16 protein-coding genes, 2 tRNA genes, 2 rRNA genes and 1 other RNA gene (1 of these 21 cut by a window edge) are annotated in these 20,686 nt (G+C 70.2%); 11 read left to right on the top strand and 10 right to left on the bottom strand.

The window, feature by feature from the left end; translation table 11 throughout:
• The 3 genes from GA0070617_RS28315 to GA0070617_RS28305 form a co-directional block, all read left to right on the top strand.
• Window positions 1–2,881 (top strand): 23S ribosomal RNA (locus tag GA0070617_RS28315); it begins 231 nt to the left of the window's first position.
• An 84-nt stretch (window positions 2,882–2,965) separates the two neighbouring features.
• Window positions 2,966–3,082 (top strand): 5S ribosomal RNA (gene rrf, locus GA0070617_RS28310).
• Between the two features lie 165 nt (window positions 3,083–3,247).
• Window positions 3,248–3,880: an NADPH-dependent F420 reductase gene (locus GA0070617_RS28305; RefSeq protein ID WP_091445286.1), complete on the top strand. Its 633-nt coding sequence runs from the start codon at window positions 3,248–3,250 to the stop codon at window positions 3,878–3,880.
• A gap of 76 nt (window positions 3,881–3,956) precedes the next feature.
• On the opposite strand, the gene GA0070617_RS28300 is transcribed toward GA0070617_RS28305, so the two are convergent.
• The 5 genes from GA0070617_RS28300 to GA0070617_RS28280 form a co-directional block, all read right to left on the bottom strand.
• The gene (locus GA0070617_RS28300; protein WP_091447642.1) at window positions 3,957–5,780 is read right to left on the bottom strand and encodes a VanW family protein; all 1,824 of its coding nucleotides are present in this window, start codon (window positions 5,778–5,780) and stop codon (window positions 3,957–3,959) included.
• 135 nt (window positions 5,781–5,915) lie between these two features.
• The gene (locus GA0070617_RS28295; RefSeq protein ID WP_091445285.1) at window positions 5,916–7,586 is read right to left on the bottom strand and encodes a DUF885 domain-containing protein; all 1,671 of its coding nucleotides are present in this window, start codon (window positions 7,584–7,586) and stop codon (window positions 5,916–5,918) included.
• Window positions 7,587–7,611: 25 nt separating this feature from the next.
• Complete coding sequence (locus GA0070617_RS28290) at window positions 7,612–8,211, bottom strand: Uma2 family endonuclease (RefSeq protein ID WP_091445282.1); 600 nt, start codon at window positions 8,209–8,211, stop codon at window positions 7,612–7,614.
• Window positions 8,212–8,288: 77 nt separating this feature from the next.
• Entirely contained in the window at window positions 8,289–9,362 is a 1,074-nt protein-coding gene (locus tag GA0070617_RS28285; protein ID WP_091445280.1) for a PHP domain-containing protein, read from the bottom strand.
• 21 nt (window positions 9,363–9,383) lie between these two features.
• On the bottom strand, window positions 9,384–10,154 hold the full coding sequence (locus GA0070617_RS28280; RefSeq protein WP_091445277.1) for a M23 family metallopeptidase: 771 nt from the start codon (window positions 10,152–10,154) through the stop codon (window positions 9,384–9,386).
• Between the two features lie 68 nt (window positions 10,155–10,222).
• On the opposite strand from GA0070617_RS28280, the gene GA0070617_RS28275 reads away from it, so the two are divergent.
• The 4 genes from GA0070617_RS28275 to GA0070617_RS28265 all read left to right on the top strand — a co-directional run bounded on the left by GA0070617_RS28275 (window position 10,223) and on the right by GA0070617_RS28265 (window position 12,136).
• Complete coding sequence (locus GA0070617_RS28275; RefSeq protein ID WP_229688674.1) at window positions 10,223–10,609, top strand: hypothetical protein; 387 nt, start codon at window positions 10,223–10,225, stop codon at window positions 10,607–10,609.
• A gap of 84 nt (window positions 10,610–10,693) precedes the next feature.
• Window positions 10,694–10,861 (top strand): hypothetical protein, encoded by a 168-nt coding sequence (locus GA0070617_RS30905; protein WP_175440694.1) that lies wholly within the window; start codon window positions 10,694–10,696, stop codon window positions 10,859–10,861.
• A 98-nt stretch (window positions 10,862–10,959) separates the two neighbouring features.
• The gene (locus tag GA0070617_RS28270; protein ID WP_091445274.1) at window positions 10,960–11,490 is read left to right on the top strand and encodes a tRNA adenosine deaminase-associated protein; all 531 of its coding nucleotides are present in this window, start codon (window positions 10,960–10,962) and stop codon (window positions 11,488–11,490) included.
• Between the two features lie 178 nt (window positions 11,491–11,668).
• On the top strand, window positions 11,669–12,136 hold the full coding sequence (locus tag GA0070617_RS28265; RefSeq protein WP_091447637.1) for a nucleoside deaminase: 468 nt from the start codon (window positions 11,669–11,671) through the stop codon (window positions 12,134–12,136).
• Between the two features lie 90 nt (window positions 12,137–12,226).
• Here the strand turns inward: GA0070617_RS28265 and deoD are convergent, their stop codons facing one another.
• Window positions 12,227–12,934 carry a purine-nucleoside phosphorylase gene (gene deoD, locus GA0070617_RS28260; RefSeq protein ID WP_091445272.1) on the bottom strand — a complete coding sequence of 236 codons (708 nt, stop codon included), beginning with the start codon at window positions 12,932–12,934 and terminating at the stop codon, window positions 12,227–12,229.
• A gap of 75 nt (window positions 12,935–13,009) precedes the next feature.
• Here deoD and GA0070617_RS28255 point away from each other — a divergent pair.
• Together GA0070617_RS28255 and GA0070617_RS28250 are read left to right on the top strand one after the other, a co-directional pair.
• Window positions 13,010–13,096 (top strand) — tRNA-Ser (locus GA0070617_RS28255).
• Between the two features lie 211 nt (window positions 13,097–13,307).
• A complete protein-coding gene (locus tag GA0070617_RS28250) occupies window positions 13,308–14,348 on the top strand; it encodes a cytochrome P450 (RefSeq protein ID WP_091445270.1) in 1,041 nt (346 codons plus the stop codon).
• A 66-nt stretch (window positions 14,349–14,414) separates the two neighbouring features.
• Here GA0070617_RS28250 and GA0070617_RS28245 read toward each other — a convergent pair whose 3' ends face one another.
• The 4 genes from GA0070617_RS28245 to GA0070617_RS28230 form a co-directional block, all read right to left on the bottom strand.
• Complete coding sequence (locus GA0070617_RS28245) at window positions 14,415–14,939, bottom strand: hypothetical protein (protein WP_229688673.1); 525 nt, start codon at window positions 14,937–14,939, stop codon at window positions 14,415–14,417.
• Between the two features lie 32 nt (window positions 14,940–14,971).
• The gene (locus GA0070617_RS28240; protein ID WP_091445266.1) at window positions 14,972–15,583 is read right to left on the bottom strand and encodes a hypothetical protein; all 612 of its coding nucleotides are present in this window, start codon (window positions 15,581–15,583) and stop codon (window positions 14,972–14,974) included.
• 186 nt (window positions 15,584–15,769) lie between these two features.
• Window positions 15,770–16,990, bottom strand: a complete 1,221-nt coding sequence (locus tag GA0070617_RS30900) for a hypothetical protein (protein ID WP_175440693.1) — start codon at window positions 16,988–16,990, stop codon at window positions 15,770–15,772.
• Window positions 16,991–17,166: 176 nt separating this feature from the next.
• Window positions 17,167–17,251 (bottom strand) — tRNA-Ser (locus tag GA0070617_RS28230).
• An 82-nt stretch (window positions 17,252–17,333) separates the two neighbouring features.
• Here GA0070617_RS28230 and ffs point away from each other — a divergent pair.
• An RNA gene (gene ffs, locus GA0070617_RS28225) (signal recognition particle sRNA small type) lies at window positions 17,334–17,423 on the top strand.
• 212 nt (window positions 17,424–17,635) lie between these two features.
• Window positions 17,636–20,551, top strand: a complete 2,916-nt coding sequence (locus tag GA0070617_RS28220; RefSeq protein WP_091445263.1) for a DNA polymerase III subunit gamma and tau — start codon at window positions 17,636–17,638, stop codon at window positions 20,549–20,551.
• Window positions 20,552–20,686: the final 135 nt, after the last annotated feature.

The following is a 20,686-nucleotide window of genomic DNA, read 5'->3' as shown; positions in this document are numbered from 1 at the left end:
TTAGTGATTCCGTGAGTAGTGGCGAGCGAAAGCGGATTGAGGCTAAACCGGTTGCGTGTGATACCTGTCAGGGGTTGCGTGGTCGGGGTTGTGGGACCCTGCTACACGAGCTGACACTCGTGTGAGGAGTGATAAAGCCAGTTGCTAGCTGAACAGTCTGGGAAGGCTGACCGTAGTCGGTGAGAGTCCGGTAGGTGAAAGTGGCTGGTCTTCTGTGGGTGTTCCCGAGTAGCGGCGGACTCCTGAAATCTGCCGTGAATCTGCCAGGACCACCTGGTAAGCCTAAATACTTCCTGGTGACCGATAGCGGACGAGTACCGTGAGGGAATGGTGAAAAGTACCCCGGGAGGGGAGTGAAATAGTACCTGAAACCGTTCGCCTACAATCCGTCGGAGCCTTTAGGGGTGACGGCGTGCCTTTTGAAGAATGAGCCTGCGAGTTAGTGGCATGTGGCGAGGTTAACCCGTGTGGGGGAGCCGTAGCGAAAGCGAGTCTGAATAGGGCGTTTGAGTCGCATGCTCTAGACCCGAAGCGGAGTGATCTAGCCATGGGCAGGCTGAAGCGTGGGTAAGACTACGTGGAGGGCCGAACCCACCAACGTTGAAAAGTTGGGGGATGACCTGTGGTTAGGGGTGAAAGGCCAATCAAACTCCGTGATAGCTGGTTCTCCCCGAAATGCATTTAGGTGCAGCGTCGTGTGTTTCTTGCCGGAGGTAGAGCACTGGATGGTCTAGGGGGCCCACAAGCTTACCGAAATCAGCCAAACTCCGAATGCCGGTAAGTGAGAGCGCGGCAGTGAGACTGCGGGGGATAAGCTTCGTAGTCGAGAGGGAAACAGCCCAGATCACCAGCTAAGGCCCCTAAGCGTGTGCTAAGTGGAAAAGGATGTGGGATCGCATAGACAACCAGGAGGTTGGCTTAGAAGCAGCCACCCTTTAAAGAGTGCGTAATAGCTCACTGGTCAAGTGGTTCCGCGCCGACAATGTAGCGGGGCTCAAGTACACCGCCGAAGCTGTGGCATTCACATTTTTACTTCGTCCCCGTCTTTGGGTGGGGGTGCAGGTGTGTGGATGGGTAGGGGAGCGTCGTGCCGGGGGTGAAGCAGCCGAGTGATCGAGTTGTGGACGCGGCACGAGTGAGAATGCAGGCATGAGTAGCGAAAGAAGGGTGAGAAACCCTTCCGCCGGATGACCAAGGGTTCCAGGGCCAGGCTAATCCGCCCTGGGTGAGTCGGGACCTAAGGCGAGGCCGAGAGGCGTAGTCGATGGACAACGGGTTGATATTCCCGTACCCGCGAAAGAGCGTCCCTGATGAACTTCGTTGTGCTAACCATCCGAACTGCTTGAGGCCTTCGGGTTGATGGTGGGGAGCGTGGGAACCTGGCGGGTAGTAGTCAAGCGATGGGGTGACGCAGGAAGGTAGCTGATCCCGGCCGGTGGTTGTGCCGGGGTAAGCGTGTAGGCCGTGCCATAGGCAAATCCGTGGCGCATGAGGCTGAGACGTGATGCCGAGCCGATTCAGGTGAAGTCAGTGATCCTATGCTGCCGAGAAAAGCCTCTAGCGAGTTCTTAGCGGCCCGTACCCCAAACCGACACAGGTGGTCAGGTAGAGAATACCGAGGCGATCGGGCGAACTGTGGTTAAGGAACTCGGCAAATTGCCCCCGTAACTTAGGGAGAAGGGGGGCCGGAGACGTGAAGCCCCGCGCGGGTGGAGCGTTGTATGGCCGCAGAGAGCAGGGGGAAGCGACTGTTTACTAAAAACACAGGTCCATGCGAAGAAGTAATTCGATGTATATGGACTGACGCCTGCCCGGTGCTGGAACGTTAAGGGGACCTGTTAGCTCTTCGGGGCGAAGCGGAGAACTTAAGCGCCAGTAAACGGCGGTGGTAACTATAACCATCCTAAGGTAGCGAAATTCCTTGTCGGGTAAGTTCCGACCTGCACGAATGGCGTAACGACTTCCCCACTGTCTCAACCACAGGCCCGGCGAAATTGCATTACGAGTAAAGATGCTCGTTACGCGCGGCAGGACGGAAAGACCCCGGGACCTTTACTATAGCTTGACATTGGTATCCGAATTAGCTTGTGTAGGATAGGTGGGAGCCGGTGAAGTCCATACGCCAGTATGGGTGGAGGCAATCTTGAAATACCACTCTGGTTGATTTGGGTATCTAACTTCGGGCCGTGATCCGGTTCAGGGACAGTGTCTGGTGGGTAGTTTAACTGGGGCGGTTGCCTCCTAAAGGGTAACGGAGGCGCCCAAAGGTTCCCTCAGCCTGGTTGGCAATCAGGTGTTGAGTGCAAGTGCACAAGGGAGCTTGACTGTGAGACTGACAGGTCGAGCAGGGACGAAAGTCGGGACTAGTGATCCGGCACTTGCGTGTGGAAGCGGTGTCGCTCAACGGATAAAAGGTACCCCGGGGATAACAGGCTGATCTTCCCCAAGAGTCCATATCGACGGGATGGTTTGGCACCTCGATGTCGGCTCGTCGCATCCTGGGGCTGTAGCAGGTCCCAAGGGTTGGGCTGTTCGCCCATTAAAGCGGTACGCGAGCTGGGTTTAGAACGTCGTGAGACAGTTCGGTCCCTATCCGCCGTGCGCGTAGGATACTTGAGAAGGGCTGTCCCTAGTACGAGAGGACCGGGACGGACGAACCTCTGGTGTGCCAGTTGTCCCGCCAGGGGCACGGCTGGTTAGCTACGTTCGGAAGGGATAACCGCTGAAAGCATCTAAGCGGGAAGCTCGCTTCAAGATGAGGTATCCCATCCACCTTTGGTGGAGTAAGGCCCCCAGCTAGACGACTGGGTTGATAGGCCGGAAATGTAAGCTCGGTAACGGGTTGAGTTGACCGGTACTAATAGGCCGAGGACTTGACTACGAAGCTGCTACGCGTCCACTGTGCAACTCTTGACAAACGAACGACATCACCGTGTGTGGGTGTTGTTTGATATGTCGATAGGGTTACGGCGGTCATGGCGGAAGGGAAACGCCCGGTTACATTCCGAACCCGGAAGCTAAGCCTTCCAGCGCCGATGGTACTGCACTCGGGAGGGTGTGGGAGAGTAGGACACCGCCGGACATTCTTACAGTGAGGGTCATCCCGACAGGGATGGCCCTCACTGCTTTTTGCGTTTGGGAGCGTGGTCTAGGCCTCCTTCGTGATCGTCGGCGTCCCTACGGGGTACCTGTCCTGTGACGGGACAGGAACCAGACCGCCCGAGACGGGCGGAGACGAGGAGACGCCATGAAGATCGGAATCATCGGGTCGGGGCACATCGGTGGCAACCTGGCTCGTCGGCTGGTGCCACTGGGACACGAGGTGACCGTGGCGAACTCACGCGGTCCGCAGTCCCTCGCCCCGCTCGCCGACGAGACAGGTGCCACCGCGGGGACCGTGGAGCAGGCCGTCGACGGCGCGGACCTGGTCGTGGTGGCCATCCCGCTGCGGGCCGTACCGGAGTTGCCCGGTGCGCTGTTCGAGGGCAAGGTGGTGGTCGACGCCAACAACTACTACGCCCAGCGGGACGGGGACATCGCCGAGCTGCTGGACCGCAGCCTCAGCTCCAGCCGGTGGACGGCAGACCACCTCAAGGGCGCCCGGGTGGTCAAGGCGTTCAACAACATCCAGGCCCCGCACCTGCTGGAGCGGGGTCGGCCGGCCGGAGCGGGCGACCGGATCGCGCTGCCGGTGGCCGCCGACGACGCCGACGCCGACGCCAAGCGGTTGGTGATGGAGCTGGTCGACACCCTGGGATTCGACGCCGTCGACGCCGGCACCCTGGACGAGAGCTGGCGGCAGCAGCCGGACACCCCGGTCTACGGCACCGACCGCGACGCCGAGGGCGTCCGTAGGGGCCTGGCCGAAGCGCGCCCCTGAGGACGTACCCCGGATGTGCCGGTGCCCCGCCGGCGAGTTGCCGGCGGGGCACCGTGCGGTCTGCCCTCGACGGAGGTCAGGAGGGCTTCTTGCCGCAGACGAACCGCGGCTCGGCGGCGTAGCGCCAGCTGAACTTCTCCCGCTTGACGACCTTGCCGTCCTTCTTGATGACCCGGAAGGCGTCCTGGGCGAAGCCGTCGATGCCGTTGGCCGGGATGCAGGACGGACCGGGTTCGAGGTACGTCGTGACCGGCTTGGTGATGTCCCGACGGGGGCCGTACTCCGTCTTGACGCTGTCGTAGATCTTGGTGCTCCAGATCGACACGGTGATCGAACTCGACGTGTACGACGTGTCGATCAGGACCCCGTACTCGGTGTTGTTACGGAACTTGAAGTCCAGGTTCGGCCAGAAGATGGTGGACTCGATGACCGCCGGGTACCGGCTGAACCAGTACGAGTGCGGCTTGTGCTCCACGTCCTCCAGGCCGGCGTAGTACGTGGCGTTGAAGAGCGTGGTGGTGAACTGCGAGGTGCCACCGCCGACGCCGGGGACGAGCTTGCCGTCCATGATGACCGGGGCGTCGTGGTAGCCCTGGGCGTAGCCGCGTTCCCCGGTGTGCCCGTTGAGGGAGAACGTCTCGCCGGGCAGGACCACGGTGCCGTCGACGTCCTTGGCGATCTGCACGATGTTCTTGCTGCGGGGCGCGGAGAGACCACCGGTGAACTGGGTGGTGAACTTCGAGACCCGCTCCTTGATGCCCAGCTCGCCGATCTTGTCGGCGGTCACCTCGGGTTGGACCGGCTTCAGCTCGCCGGAGACCGTCCGGTCGTCGCCCTTCGGCAGTACCGCGAGCAGGTCCTTGCCGAGCGTGGCGGTGTCGAGCTGCTGCCCGGGACGGCCGTCGTCGACGACCTTCGGCTTGCCGCCGGTGACGGCCATCCGGGCGTCCCGGGCCTCCACCTCGATCTTGGACAGCTTGTCGCCGAGGGCGCTGCGGAGGCGCTTCACGTCGACCTTGGGGGTCAGCTTGCCGGCCTTGTCCGCGCTGAACCGCAGGCTCTTGGCGATGGCGGCGGGTGGGATGCTCACCGAACCCTGGTCGGTGCGCAGGGTGACCGCCTTGGCGACGGCCGGCTCGGCCAGTTCGGCGGCGAGCTTGTCGACCTCCTCGGCCGTGGTGGCCGGGTGCGTCTCGACCAGCGGCACGGTGACCGGTTGCCCGGCGAGCCAGCCGGCCCGGACCGCCTCGGCGGAGCGCTGCGGGTCCAACGCCAGGCTGGGCTTCGGGCGGGTGACCTTGACGGTGGTGCCCTTGAAGCTGATCGCCGGCATGGTCATCTTGCGGCCCTGGTTGCCCATCACCTTGCGCAGGGCGGCGTCGAGCCGGTCGGCGTCCACCACCACCACGGGCTCGACCTCCCGAGAGCCGACCAGGCGGCTGACCGGGTGGGCCCCGGCCTCGGCCGCCGCCGCCACGGTCGCGTCCACGTCCACGGTCAACCCGACCTCGGCCGGGTCGATCTCCGCGGTCTTCTCGCCGACCCGGACGGTCAGCGGGGCGGTCAGCGTCCCGGTCCGTCGCTCCAACTCGGCGCGCAGTTCCCCGGCCGCCGCCGTCCGACTGCGGCCACCGACCTCGGTGCCGAGCACCGTGGTGCCCCGGGGCACGTCACCGGCGTACGCGTAGGCGCCGGCACCGGCCAGCACGACCGTGGTGACCCCGGCGGCGAGCAGGACCCGGGGCCGCCGGAAGCGGGAACGCCTGCCGGCCGGGCCGGCGGTCGGGGGCCCCGCCTGCGTCGGCGGCGGGTCCACGCCCGGCCAACTGACCGCCGTGACCTGCACGGTCGGCCGGTCGTCAGCGGGGGGAGTTTTTTCACCGTACAGAGTCAAGGGCACCTCGATCGGGACGTACCACATGGGGGAGCGCTCCCCCCACGAAGACACCTACGGTAGCCAACGCGCGGGCGGAACGGCAGCCGCCGTCCCGCTCCGGGCCCGATCATGGACCGGTCGGGCCCGGTGGGCGGACGGTCAGAGCCGGGCCAGCGCCCGCCGCAGCGGGTCCAGCCCGAGCGCACCGAGGTCGAGCGCCTGCTGGTGGAACTCCTTCAGGTCGAAGTCGGCGCCCTTGCGTACCTTGGCGTCCTCGCGGGCCTGGAGCCAGATCCGCTCGCCGACCTTGTACGAGGGGGCCTGCCCCGGCCAGCCCAGGTAGCGGTTCAACTCGAAGCGCAGGTTCTCGTCCGGCACCCGGCAGTGCGCGCGCATGAACTCCCAGCCCAGCTCCGGGGTCCACCGCTCACCCGGGTGGAAGCCGAACTGGTTGTCCTTGGGGATCCGCAGCTCCAGGTGCATGCCGATGTCGACGATCACCCGGGCCGCCCGCATGGCCTGCCCGTCGAGCATGCCGAGCTGCTCACCCGGGTCGTCCAGGTAGCCCAGTTCGTCCATCAGCCGCTCGGCGTAGAGCGCCCAGCCCTCGCCGTGCCCGGAGACCCAGCAGAGCAGCCGCTGCCAGCGGTTGAGCAGGTCGGCCCGGACCACGGTCTGGGCGATCTGCAGGTGGTGGCCCGGGACGCCCTCGTGGAAGACGGTGGTCACCTCGCGCCAGGTGGAGAAGTCGGTGATGCCCTGCGGCACCGCCCACCACATCCGCCCGGGGCGGGAGAAGTCCTCACTCGGGCCGGTGTAGTAGATGAGCCCGTCGCTGGTCGGCGCGAGGTGGCACTCGATCCGGCGGACCTGCTCCGGGATGTCGAAGTGGGTGCCGTGCAGCTGGTCGACGGTCCGGTCGGCCAGCTCCTGCATCCAGTCCCGGAACGCCTCCTTGCCGGCGACGGTACGGGCCGGGTCGGCGTCCAGCGCCGCCACCGCCTCGTCGATCGTCGCGCCCGGCCCGGCGATCCGCGCCGAGACCGTACGCATGTCGGCCTCCAACCGGGCCAGCTCCTCGAAACCCCAGGCGTACGTCTCGTCGAGGTCGACCTTGGCCCCGAGGAAGTACTGCGAGGCCAGCTCGTACCGCTCCCGGCCGGCGGCCTGCTTCTCGCGGCCCTGCGGGGCCATCTCGGTGCGCAGGAACTGGCCGAACTCGGCGATGGCCGCGGTGGCCGCCGCCGCGCCCCGACGCAGCTCGGCACCGATCGTGCCGTCGGCGTCGAGCCGTTCCACCAGGGCGTGGAAGACGTTGTCGCCGTCCGGGTCGATCCAGACGTCGCACTGCTTGGCCACCTCGACCAGCTGCGCCTGGGAGCTGACCTTCCCGGCGGCGGCGGTGGTGCGCAGCGTGGTCTTGTAGCCCTCCAGGGCGGCGGCGAAGCGGTTGAGCCGGGCGGCGATGTTCGCCTGGGCCTCGGTGCCCTCGGTCGGCATCAGGTCGAAGACGCTGCGCAGCTCGTGCAGCCCGCTGGAGACCACGTTGACCTCGCTGGCGGCGTCACCGCTGTCGTGCCGGGCCAGCTCCAGACCGAGCCGCTCCTGCATGGCCTCCTTGGCGGCCCGCTCCGGCTCGGTGGCCGGCTCGGTCACGTCCAGGTCGGCCAGGGTCCGGCGGGCCAGTTCGGCACGCGCCTCGTACCCCTGCGGGGTCAGGTCGTCGAGCAGGTTGTCGTAGCCGGTGATGCCGACGTACGTCGCGCCGGTCGGGTTCAGCGGGGCCCAGTCGGCCACGTACCGGTCGGCGAGGTCATCGATTCGTCCCACGGTGCGACAGTACGGGACGGGTCGGTCAGGGCAGCAGCTCGGCCGGGTCGAAGTCGATCGGGAACGGCTCGGTGGAGAGCAGCCGCATCCCGCTGACCGCCTGCGTGACGAGTTCGTACCCGCCGGCCTCGCCGAGGGCGTACAGCTCGACCGCGGCGTGCCGCAGCCGTCGGGAGATCTCGACCCGCATGAAGTACGGCACCCGGCCCTCCGCACACCGTTTCGGCTTGTCGACGAAGTCCTGCCGCCGGCTGCCCGGCGAGACGAACTCGACGGCCATCGTGCAGAGGTGGACCGGAATCCACCGGTCCTCCTCGTCGGTCTTGGGCAGGGTGTGCAGCACGGTCACGTCCGGCTGGATCCAGCGCTGCGGGGTGAAGGTGAGGTTCACCTGGCCGAACACGTAGAAACCGTGCTCCTCGGCGTGGGGGGACAGCAGCCGTCCCAACTGCATCTCGCCGTAGCTGTTCGTGCCGACCTCTGCCGGGGTCATGACCAACCTTCCGTCGATGCACTCGTACCGCGCGTGCGGCAACTCGGGCAGCGGGAGGTATCGATCAGCGAGCTGGGTGGTCCACATCCCGTCGAGATCCGTCAGTGGATCGAACTTCATCGGCACCGTCATCCGGCTTCCACCTCTCGATCGGTCAACGACGTCCACTCTAGGAAGTGGCTGTGGTGTCCACCACTGCGTGCCGGCGGTCAGCGGGACGACCGTCGGGTCCACGCCAGCAGCTCGTTCGCGGGCCAGGTGTTGATTACGCGGTCGGCGGGGACGCCGCAGCGGGCCGCCCGGTCGCAGCCGAAGCGCTGCCAGTCGAGCTGGCCGGGTGCGTGCGCGTCGGTGTCGATGGCGAACCGGCAGCCGGCCTCCAGGGCCCGCCGGATCAGCCGCTTCGGCGGGTCCTGCCGCTCCGGCCGGGAGTTGATCTCGACGGCCTTGTCGTGCTCGGCGCAGGCGGCGAAGACCGCGTCCGCGTCGAAGTCGCTCTCGGCCCGGGTACGGGCCCGGTGCCCCCGGTCACCCGGCCCGGTCACCCCGGCCGGCCGGGAGGCGACCATCCGGCCGGTGCAGTGGCCGAGGATGTCCAGGTGCGGGTTGGCGACGGCGGCGAGCATCCGGCGGGTCATCCTCGCCCGGTCGTCGTTCAGCCCGCTGTGCACCGAGCCCACCACCACGTCGAGGCGGGCCAGCAGCTCCTCGTCCTGGTCCAGCGAGCCGTCGGCGAGGATGTCCACCTCGATGCCGGTGAGGATCCGGAACCCGTCCGGCAGGTCGGCGTTGAGCCGCGCCACGTGGTCGAGCTGCTGACGCAGCCGGGCGGCGGTCAGCCCCCGGGCCACCTTCAGCCGGGGCGAGTGGTCGGTCAGCACCACGTACTCGTGGCCCAGCTCGACCGCGGCCAGCGCCATCTCCTCGATCGGCGAGCCGCCGTCGGACCAGTCGGAGTGCAGGTGGCAGTCGCCACGCAGGGCCGCGCGCAGCGCGGCGGCCTCGGCGTCCAGGTCCAGGCCCTCGGTGGCGGTCAGCCGGCGCAGATATACCGGCTCCTCGCCGGCCAGCGACTCGGCCACGCACCGGGCGGTCACGTCACCGACCCCGGACAGTTCGGTGAGCCGGCCGCTGCCGGCCCGCTCGGTCAGCTCGCCGACGGGCAGGGCGGACAGTGCGGCCGCCGCCGAGCGGAACGCGCGTACCCGGTAGGTCGCCTCGTTGGCCCGCTCCAGCAGGAAGGCGATGCGGCGCAGGTCGGCGATGGGATCCCGGTCGCTCACCCTGCCGAATCTACGCCCGGGTCACGGCTTCGCGGGGCAACCGTGCTCACGTCGCCAGGCGGTCACCGCGGCGGCCGGCTCCCGGTTGCCGCCGCGACGCCACGAGTCGAGGTACTTCGCCGGCCAGACCACGCCCCGGCGGATCCACCAGTCGTCCTGGCCGGTGCACGGCGGGGAGATGCCGAAGTGCACGTGGCAGACGTTGTTGGCGTTGCCGGTGCGGCCCACCTTGCCGAGTTGCTGCCCGGCCCGGACCCGGGCGCCCTCCTTGATGCCGCGGTCGACGACGCTCAGGTGCGAGCCGTAGTAACGCACCCCGTCGTCGCCGAGCAGCGACACCGACAGGCCGCCGTTGTACGGCCCCTGCGGGCCCCGCTTGTCGTACCGGTCGACCCGGCTGACCTCCAGGATCCGCCCGTCGGTGACCGCGACGAACGGCTCGCCGCAGTCGGCGAAGAGGTCGGTGCCCGGGTACGCCGAGTGGGTCGGGTGGTAGTCGACGTTGTCGGCGCGTACCGGGAAGACGTGCCGCAGTCCGGTGCGGGTAGGCGTCGGCCCGGTGCTGCCCGGTGCCGTGCCGTCCGGTGCGGTGGGGGTCGGGGACGCGGTGGCCGGCGACGGCTCGGCCGGGGCGGGCTGCTCGGCGGTGCGCAGCGCGTCCGGGCTGCGGCCCTGCGGCGACTCCGGCAACTCCCGCTCGGTCGCGCAGCCGGCGGCCAGCACCGCCACCGCGAGCAACAACACCGGGTACGCCGGACGGCGGCGGCTACGGACGGCGGATCGCGGGACCATCCGGTCATCCTGACACGACGACTACCCTGGAGCCGGACGGCGCGAGCCACGGCACGAGGAGCTACGGCATGACCCACCCGGCCTTCCGGCCCGATCCGGCGGCCGGCATGCGCCCGATGCCGCGTACCCCGTCGGGGTTGTTCCCGTCGGCGCCGCCGGCACAGCCGACCTACCGCGAGCCGCACCAGGTCAGCGGTGCCGGGGTCGCGGCCGGCGGCGCGGTCGCCGCCGGCTGGTTGGTGTTGTTCGGCCTGCTCGGCTCGGACCTGACCGGGTACGCCCGGTGGACGCTGTTCGCCGGTGCGGTCGCCTGGCTGACCTCGTTCGTGCTGGTCAGGGTGGGTGATCGGGGGGTGGCCACCGGCATCGCGATCGTCACCGCCGGTGGTTGGAGCATCGCCGCCGCCGTGGTGGCCCTCCGCTGGTCGGGTACCGGAGACTGGCCGTTATGGTGAGTTGCTTTCACTCTGCGTGACAGTGTGAATTCGCGGTGAAGACCATCTTGACGTACCCGCCAGGGCTGGGCGACCCTCGGGACCATGGCCTGGACCACCCCGCGGCTCGACCCCGACCGTAGCCGCCGCCGCCTTCAGCTCCTCGCCGAGTTGGCCGGGGCCAGAGCGGTACGACAGCGGGAGCGACCGCAGCGGGCTCGTTCCGCACAGCTTCGGCAGCTGATCGCCACCCGGCGCCGGGTCGCCGGCTGAGTTTTGTCTCCACCCCGTCGGGGCGTTGACGCTTCGGTCGCCGAGTCGACCGGATACCGTGCACGCGTAACGAGTCGGCGTGGCAGTTTGGGGGGACCGTGTCGTACTTCGCTGCGGCCGTGGTGCGTGACGACAGTGGCTGGACCGCTGCCGAGGTCAGTCTGCGGGGGGCCACCGACGTCGAGGAGGTCGCCGACCGGCTCCGGGACGTCGACCCGGAGGCCGACCTGTCCCTACTCTTCGTCGAGGCCGACGACGCGTACCTGGTGATCCTGCGCCTCGACGAGGGCGAGGACCTGCGCATCTTCGGTTCCGACTCGGCGTACGCCGAGGAGTCCCGGCTGGGCGCGATGCTGGTCGGCGACCTGAAGACCTCGGTCACCGGGCTGGACGACGTCGACGAGCCGCGACCGTCCGGCGGCAGCGGTGACGACGACAACGAGCAGCCGGCGGTCGACCCGGAGGCCGATCCGGTCGGCGAGGCGGACCTCCTGACCGACCTCGGCATCTCCGCGCAGCGCCTGCTCGCGCTCTGCGGCCACGAGGGGATGCTGCCGGCCGACGTCACCGCCGAGGTGTGCCAACTGCTCGGCTGTGGCGACGAGGTCGAGGAGCTGCGTGAGGTCTGAGCCGCCGGCTGGCTCCGCACCGCCGGTCGGTGCGCCGGCGGACGCGACCGATCCGGCGCTGGGGACCGTCCGGGCCGGGCAGCCCACCCCGGGCTCGGTGGGTCGGGTCGGACCGGGCGCCCGGGAAGGGCTGGCGGATCCGACCGGTACCGGCCGGCGGCAGCGGCACGAGCTGTGGATGCGCCGCGCTCTGGAGATCGCGGTCACCGGTGACCTGCCGCCCGTCGCCGGTACGGCGGCTCCCGACGGCGGATTGGCCGCCGGCGAGGACGTACCGGTGGGTGCGGTGCTCTACGGCCCGGACGGCACCGAGCTGGCCGTCGGGCGCAACGAGCGGGAGCTGACCGGTGACCCGACCGGACACGCCGAGGTGCTGGCGCTGCGGCGCGGTGCCGAGCGCCTGGGCCGGTGGCGACTGGACGGCTGCACCCTGGTGGTCACCCTGGAGCCGTGCACGATGTGCGCGGGCGCGCTGGTGCTGGCCCGGGTGGCGACCGTGGTCTTCGGGGCCTGGGAGCCCAAGACCGGCGCGGCCGGCTCGCTCTGGGACGTGCTGCGGGACCGGCGGCTCAACCACCGCCCCGAGGTCTACGGCGGCGTGCTGGAGACCGAGACGGCAGCCGTGCTGCGCGCCTTCTTCCGCTGACCCTGGGCGGTGGTCGTCGGCCCGGCCCGCCCGGCCCGCCCGGGTCGCCCCCGCCCGGCGGGGCCGGACCGGCCGGGCGAGGGCGCCGGGTCAGGCGACGATGGTGTCCAGGGCGATCTCCACCATCTGGCTGAAGGTCTGCTCCCGCTCCTGCGCGGTGGTCTTCTCGCCGGTCTTGATGTGGTCGCTGACGGTCAGCACGGTCAGCGCCCGCGCCTTGTACCGGGCGGCGATCGTGTACAGCGCCGCCGACTCCATCTCCACCGCCAGCACGCCGTAGTCGGCGAGGGTGTCGTAGAGGTCCGGCCGGTCGGTGTAGAAGGCGTCCGCGGCCAGCACCGGCCCGACCCGCATGTCGACGCCGCGTCGCTCGGCCACCTCGACCGCGGTACGCAGCAGCCCGAAGTCGGCCACCGGGGCGTAGTCGATCAGCCCGCTGAACCGCATCCGGTTCATGTTCGAGTCGGTGGCGGAGCCGTTGGCGGCCAACACGTCCCGCAGTTGGAGGTCCTCGCTGAGCGCCCCGCAGGAGCCGACCCGGATCAGCGACTTCACCCCGTACTCGTTGATCAGCTCGTGGGCGTAGATGCTGGCCGACGGCATTCCCATGCCGGAGCCCTGGACGGAGACGGCCACGCCGTTCCAGCGGCCGGTGAAGCCGAGCATCCCCCGCACCGTCGAGTAACAGGTCGTGTCCTCGAGGTAGGTCTCCGCGATCCACTTGGCCCGCAGGGGGTCACCCGGCATCAGGACCCGTTCGGCGATCTCGCCCGGCTTCGCGCCGATGTGCGTACTCATGCCAAAGATCCTGCCAGGCCGGCCGCGGGGATACCGGTTCGGCGTCCGAGCCGGGCCTGCGGTAGCCTACTTCGCGGTGGCGTGTCCGAGTGGCCTAAGGAGCACGCCTCGAAAGCGTGTGAGGGTTTACGCCCTCCGCGGGTTCAAATCCCGCCGCCACCGCTCGTGAACAGCGAGGACGCCCGGTCGATCCGCGAGGATCGCACCGGGCGTTCCGCTTGTGGTCCCAGTTGTGGTCTGTCCGACCCGCTCTGTCGGCCACCCCGGCCCGGTTGATTCTGACTGGCATCGATGCAATCTTGGGGGTCTGGTCGATCGATGAGACGCACCGGGCCGACCCGCGACCGGCCCGTCGCGGGAGAGGACCGACACCGTGACCGCCGCCAGCCACCCTGTCGACACTCGGCTCCGTCACCCCTTCTACCTGCACGACGACGGGATCAACCGGCCCGCCGGCCCGGACAAGCACTGGCGGTACGGGCGGCTCGCCGCCGAGTCCGACCCGGTGGTGCCGATCGTGCGGGAGGTGGCCGGCGAGTTGACCCCGGCGTACCTGATCTGCCGGCACGCGGACGTGCGGGAGGTGCTGCGCCGGCAGGACGTCTTCTCCCGGGCCGAGGCGGGGTCGGCGGACCCGGTCGACATCGCCGGGACGATGCTCGGGATGGACGGACCCGAGCACGCGCAGGCACGGGACAGCATCGAGGACTTCTTCACCCCGGCGGCGGTGGCCCGGCTGTCGGACCGGATCGAGGCCGAGGCCGAGGCGCGGTTGGCCGTGCTGACCGCACGGGGCGGGCGGGCGGACCTGATCGCCGACTTCGCGTTGCCGTTCGCCCTGCACACCATCGGTGACCTGCCGGCGGACATCCAGGTGAAGCTGCCGATCTCGCTGGTGGTGGGCGGCCGGGAGACCGCCGCCAGCTCCATCGGCACCTTCTTCCACGTGCTGCACACCAGGCCGTACGGCGACCACCCGACGGCCTGGGCCCACCTGGTCGCGCACCCGGAGCAGGTGGACCGGGCGATCACCGAGTTGGAGCGGTTGCACTCCACCGGCAACGCCGACGCGATGCCCCGCCGGGTACGGGCCGACGTGCGGCTGCCCAGCGGCGTCTCGCTGCGGAAGGGCGACATCGTGGTCCCGTCCCCGGACGCGGCGAACCGGGACCCCCGGGTCTTCCCGGACCCGGAGCGGATGGACTTCGGCCGGGACCCGAACCCGCACCTCTCCTTCGGGTACGGCCCGCACTACTGCGTCGGCGCCCACTGGGGCGCGCTGCAGGTGCGGGTCGCCCTGCGACTGCTGCTGCGGGAGTTGCCCGGCCTGCGGCTCGCCGTACCGCCCGAGCAGGTGCGCTGGAAGGCCGGGCAGCTGATCCTCGGCCCGGAGGCACTGCCGGTCCGCTGGTGACCCGCCGGGCCGGCTGGGTCTGTTCGGCGTGGTCGGTCGGGTCCGGTCAGCTCGGTGTGGGTGGGCTCAGCAGGGGCCGTGGCCCTCGTCGAAGAGGCGGCGGGCCCAGTCGGCGTACCCGGCGATGACCTTGCGGACCACCCGGCCGTCGTGCAGGAAGAGGTACGCCCGGTCGCCCCGGCGGGCCAGCAGGCCGTCGAAGCGGTACGTCCCCTGTGGCGCGTCGAGCCGGCTGACCGCCGGGTAGCGGGCCCGGACGTCCGGGAGCGGCGTACCCACGGTGACGCCCTCCGGGGTGCTCATCGGCTCGCCGGCCCAGAGCAGTACCAACCGCTCGTCGACGAAGATCGGGCTGACCGTCTCGTGTCCGGTGAGCAGCGGTCCGCAGGTGTCCACCTCGGCCCGGAGGATGCCCCGGCGGGCAAGCTCCTGCTCGGTGTCGCCGAACTCGACGTCAGACAGACCGTTGAGATCGACGACCTTGGTGTTGCCTACCGGTTCGGCTCCGGCCGGCCCGCCGTCGGTCGCTCCGCCGGTCGGTGTCGGGCCGGCCGGCGGTAGCCCACTGCCGGCGATCGAGGCGAGCGTCAAGAGTGTCGCGATAAAGGCAAATTGTCGTATTTTCATGGAATCCCCCAGTCCCCAACGTGACGGGAGCGCTGAGGTTGCTGGTCACCGCCGGATTGCTCCTCCCATTCCTCGGCCAGCTCGTCCCAGTAGTCGGCGCTCAGCCCGCGCCGCCCGTGCGCGAGCCACCCCTCGGTGTGCCGCTCCAGGTGCAACCCGACCTCGGCGAACAGGTCGATCCACCGCCCCGGCTCCACCCCGAGCCGGGCCAGCGCCGCATTCACCGGCCACTCTGGACGCGGCCCGTCCAGGCGGTCGTCGTACGCCGGCCCGAAGCTGACCGCGCCGCCCAGCCACACCACCGACGCCTGCCGACCGAGGCCGCCGGCGAACTCCGCCTCCAGGTACGCCACCGGCCCCAGCCGGGACCAGCCTTCGAGCGTGGCGGTGAACGCCGCCGAGAGCACCAACCCGAACGGCTGCTGCGGCCCCGGCTCGCCGGTGGCGAAGTCCGACGGCGTACCGGTCAGCTCCTCGACCAGCTGGGAGGTGACCGGCAGCAGTGCGAAGTCCTGCCGCAACGCGGCAAGAACCGCGTGATCCAGCCCGACGGTCTGCTCGCGCAGCAGCTCGACATCGGCCACGACCGCGCTGAGCTGGTAACTCATCTCACCCCCCGACTGTCCACAGCCTGTGGATAGCACATGTGTACGACGCCTGTCCGCCCCCGCCACGAGTTCCGTCAGCATCGAACGGTAAGTGCCCAGGGTCGCGACGATCCGACAGGCGGAGGTTGCGGCACGGCCGCGGGAGCCAGGTCGCCCTGGGGCCCGCGGCCGTGGTGGTGTGGAGAGTTACTTCTTCAGCACGACGCCGTCGCCGGCGGCCGAGACGGAGGCGACAGTCGAGTTGCCCGCGTACGAGAATCGCCAGTAGCCGGCGGCCGTGGCGGTGGTGGTCGTCTTCAGGTTGCCGTTGGCATCGGTGTAGACGGTCTTGACGGTGCGGTACGTGCTGCTGCCGGACTTGCGGAACTGCAGCTGCACCGGCTGCTTGGCGTACCCGGTGAAGGTGCTGGCGGCGTCGGTGGTGGCCCGGGTCAGCCGGCCCGTCACGGTGAGCTTGCCGCCCTTGGCGACCGGCTCCGGCGTGGCGTTCGCGGTCAGCTTGGCGACCTTGAGCAGGGTGACGCTGTTCCCGCCGGCGACCGAGCCGGCGGAGGTGGCGCTGCCGGCGAACGACCACCGCCAGGTGCCCGAGGTGGTCGCCTTGACCGTGGTCGTCAGCTTCCCCTCGGTGCCGGAGGTGACCGTCTTGACCGTGCTGTACGCGGTGGCGCCGGCCTTGCGGAACTGCAGCTGCACCGGCTGGCCGGAGTAGCCGACGGACCGCCACTCGGTGGAGCTGATCCAGTAGTTCCAGTCCGGCTGGGTGAGCCGCCCGGTGACGGTCAGCGTGCCGTCCTTACGGACCGGCTCCGGGGTGGCGTCCGCGGTGACCTGCCGGGTCTGCTTGCGCAGCGGCACGCTCTCGGTGCTGATCAGGTTGCTGTACTGCCCGCCGTCGATGGCGTACCCGGCGATCGACAGGTGGACCGGGCGGCCGGCGGAGGCGTTGTCCATGGCGTAGTGGTGGACCATCGCGGTGCCGGTGCAGGTCTGTGTGGTGGCGGTGGACGACACGCAGGTCATGTTGTAGCCGGCGGCACCTTCGAGGAAGGTGAAGAAGAAGCCGCCGCCAATGGTGTGCAGCTGGGCGTCGATCCGGACCACGCCGCCGGAGTCGTCGTAGACCTCGGTGGTGACCGGGACCGTGACGTGCCCGGTGGTACCCAGCACGATCGGCTTGCCGTTGTTGATGGTGGTCTTGAGGATCTTGGTGTCGTGGTAGCTGGGTACGGCCGGCTGGGTCGTGCCGGGCGTGGGCGTGGCCTGCGTGCGAATGGCCGGCGCGGGCGTGGCCTGCGTTGGGGTGGCCTGCGTGAGGGTGGCCGGCGTGGGGGTGGCTTGCGCCGACGGGGCCAGCAGTAGGGAACCAGCGACTGCTCCGGTCAGCAGCACGGAAAAACGGCGCATATGGGGTGAACTCCGCGTGGCTTGTCAACTGCGTCGATAGGCGCAGCGGACGCATTCTGCCAGCTCCGGTCGGCTCTGGACAGTAGCCGTGGGCTCGGTGGGGTGCCATGAGGCCCCGGGAACGATTCAGGGCCGGTCCCCGTGGGGCCGGCCCTGTCGTTCTTACCGCTCGCGAGCGGAGGATACGAGATTCGAACTCGTGAGGGTGTAAACCCAACACGCTTTCCAAGCGTGCGCCCTAGGCCTCTAGGCGAATCCTCCGCGAGCCAGGATACAGGTCCCCGCGCGCAGGACCAGCCCACCACCCCCTGAAGATCCACGCGGGGTCGGGTAGGGTGGGCGTTACCTCCCGTGCGGCGGTACCCCGTGAACCTCCCCAGGGCCGGAAGGCAGCAAGGATAAGCGGGCTCTTCCGGGTGCACGGGAGGCCTTTTTGTCTCCGGCGACCCCAGCGTCGCCGGCCCCCAACGGCCCACCCTGCGCCGCCCGCCCCCTGCTGCCCGCCCTGCTCACGGCTGTGAGAGGGGTACCCCTCTCTACCGTAGGCGTTAACAGGGGGCCCTTCCTTACCGAGGGGGCGGCGGGGTGGGTGGTCAGGGCGGGCGCGGCGGCGCAGAATGGCTCGGTCGAGAGGAGGCGGGACGGGTGGCACTGGCGCTCTACCGCAAGTACCGGCCGCGTACCTTCGCCGAGGTCATCGGGCAGGAGCACGTCACCGAGCCGCTGTCGCAGGCGTTGCGCAGCGGGCGGCTGAACCACGCGTACCTCTTCTCCGGGCCCCGGGGGTGCGGCAAGACCTCCAGCGCGCGGATCCTGGCCCGGTCGCTCAACTGCGAGCAGGGCCCCACCCCCGAGCCGTGCGGCACGTGCGCGTCCTGCCGGTCGCTCAGCGGCGACGGGGCCGGGTCGATCGACGTGATCGAGATCGACGCGGCCAGCCACGGTGGTGTCGACGACGCCCGTGAGCTGCGGGAGAAGGCCTTCTTCGCGCCGGCCAACAGCCGGTTCAAGATCTATGTCATCGACGAGGCGCACATGGTCTCGTCGGCCGGCTTCAACGCCCTGCTCAAGCTGGTCGAGGAGCCCCCGGAGTACGTCAAGTTCATCTTCGCCACCACCGAGCCGGAGAAGGTCCTCGGCACGATCAAGTCGCGGACCCACCACTACCCGTTCCGGCTGATCCCGCCGAAGACCCTGCGGCCGTACCTGGAGCAGCTCACCCAGGCCGAGGGGGTCACCGTCGATCCGGCGGTCTTCCCCCTGGTGGTGCGGGCCGGCGGCGGTAGCGCCCGGGACAGTCTGTCGGTGCTCGACCAGCTCATCGCCGGTGCCGGGCCGGAGGGGGTCAGCTACGCGCGGGCCGCGGCCCTGCTCGGGGTGACCGACGCCGCGTTGATCGACGAGATGTGCGACGCCCTGGCCGCCGGCGACGGCGCGGCGGCGTACGCCACTGTCGACCGGGTGGCCGAGGCCGGGCACGATCCCCGCCGGTTCGCCTCCGACCTGCTGGAGCGGCTGCGCGACCTGATCGTGCTCCAGCAGGTGCCGGACGCCGCCGACAAGGGTCTGATCGACGGCCCCGCCGACCAGATCGAGCGGATGGCCGCCCAGGCCCAGCGGCTCGGCCCCGGCACGCTGTCGCGCTGCGCCGACATCGTGCACAACGGCCTGGTCGAGATGCGCGGTACCACCGCGCCCCGGCTGGTCCTGGAGCTGATCTGCGCCCGGATGTTGCTGCCCGGCGCCGACGACTCCACCGGCGGCCTGCTGCAACGCCTGGAACGCATGGAACGCCGCTTCACCCTCACCGGCACCGAGCAGATCAACACCCCTGAGGTACGCCAGGAGTCTCCCGCCCCGCCCGCGGCTGCCGCCGCGCCCGAGGTGTACCCCGCCGGCAGGCCGGCGGCTGCCGAAGCCCCCGCCTCGGGCGCTGGCACCGGTGCGCTCTCCGGATTGGCTGCCGCCCGCGCCGCCGCCGGCGCTCCGTCCCGCGCCGCCGTTACTGCTACTGCCCGGCCCGAGCCGTCCGGTGCTGCTCCGGCAGCGGGTGCAGCCGGCGCGGAGTCCGGTGTCCCGGCCGGCCGGCCCGTGGACCGGGACCGCGACCCCGCCGGAGACGCCGCCCCAGCCCGTCGGGCGGTACCCCCGTCGGCCGTGCTGCCCGACCCGGCCACCCCGGAGCCGCCCCGACCGGGTGCGGACCAGCCGGGCACCCTCGACGCGGTAGCGGTACGCCGGGTCTGGCCCGAGGTGGTCGACAAGGTCAACCGGAGTCACAAGAAGATCGCCGCGCTGATGCGCGCCGCGGTGGTCCGGGACCTCGACGGGGACGTGCTGGTGCTGACCGTCAAGTCGACGGTGCTGGCCAAGATGCTCGCCGATCACGCCCCGGTGCTCACCGACGCGCTCTACGAGGAGTTGGGCGGACGCTGGCAGATCCGGTGCGAGGTGGCCGGCGAACGCGGTGGCGCCCGCGCCGCCGCGCCCCGACCGACGCCCGCCCCACCGGCTGCCCCGCCGCCCCCGCGTCCTGACGCCGGTGGCCGTGCGTCCGGCCGGCCCGACGCCGGTGCGGCTGGTGACGGGACCTCGGTGACCTCGACCGGCCAGGCGACCTCGGCCGGCTCGGTGACCTCGACCGGCTCGGTGACCTCGGCCGGCTCGGTGACCTCGACCGGCTCGGCTGTGCCGGCTGGCTCGGCGACCTCGGTTGGCTCGGCGGCGCGGGCTGGTTCGACGTCCGGGGCCGGCTCGGCGTCGGGTGGAGACGAGGAGTGGCCCGAGGCGGCGCGACCCGGGGGAGCCGCCGGGGCCGCGGACCACGGGTCCGGGCAGCCCGACGATCACTGGCCCGAGGCGGCCCGCCCGGGTGGGGCGACCTCCGCCGCCGAGCCGTCGGGTCCCGCCGCTCGCCCCGGCGAGGACGGCGTCACCGGCTCCGGACCGACCGGCCCCGCCGGCTCCGGCGGACCGGCTGGGGCCGGTGCGTTCGGGCGGGACGGGTCGGCCGGTCGGGATGTGGGGTCGGGCTCCGGTCAAGGCGGACGAGAACGGGTCGCCGACGGCGGTCAGCCCGGTCGGGACGGGGTTCCGGGTTCCGGTCGTGCCGGGGCGGACGGTTCCGCACCGAACGGGGCGGCGCGGCAGCCCGGTGGCCCGGGACGCAACGGCCCGGGAGGGGGTGCGGCCAGCGGTGCCATCGCGGCGGCCCGAGCCGCCGCCGCGGCGGCCGGTAACCGGGGAGCGGGCGCGTCCGGTGCGCACCGGGGGCAGCCGGCGGGGGCCCGCAAGACCGCCGACGCCGACTGGGCGGGCGAGCCGCCGTACGATCCCGACTTCGACGGTCCGGTCCGGGGCGGAAGCCGGCCCGGTGGCCCGGCGGCCCAGTCCCACGGCGCGTCGCCGGCTGCGGCGTTCGAGGGCTTCGATCCGGGGGACGAGCCGCTGGACGAGGTGATCGACGAGCGGACCGCCCGGCAGAGCAGTGAGGAACAGGCCGTGCAGCTGCTCCGGGACGCGTTCGGCGCCGAGAAGATCGACGAGGTGGACGCCCGCTGACCGGGTTGCTCCGTGCGTCCCCACACCCCGTGGCCGGTCGGTGCGAGCGCCGCGCGGGGGGAGTCAGGGGGCAGGGATAGGCTGGCGGCGGCCGGTCAAGTCGAGTGTCGAAGGAGTCGTCCGTGCGCCCAGGTG

The organism is Micromonospora yangpuensis (assembly GCF_900091615.1).
Classification (GTDB): domain Bacteria; phylum Actinomycetota; class Actinomycetes; order Mycobacteriales; family Micromonosporaceae; genus Micromonospora; species Micromonospora yangpuensis.
Note: the sequence above shows the minus strand (reverse complement) of the source record. Positions and strands in the feature narration are given on the sequence as shown.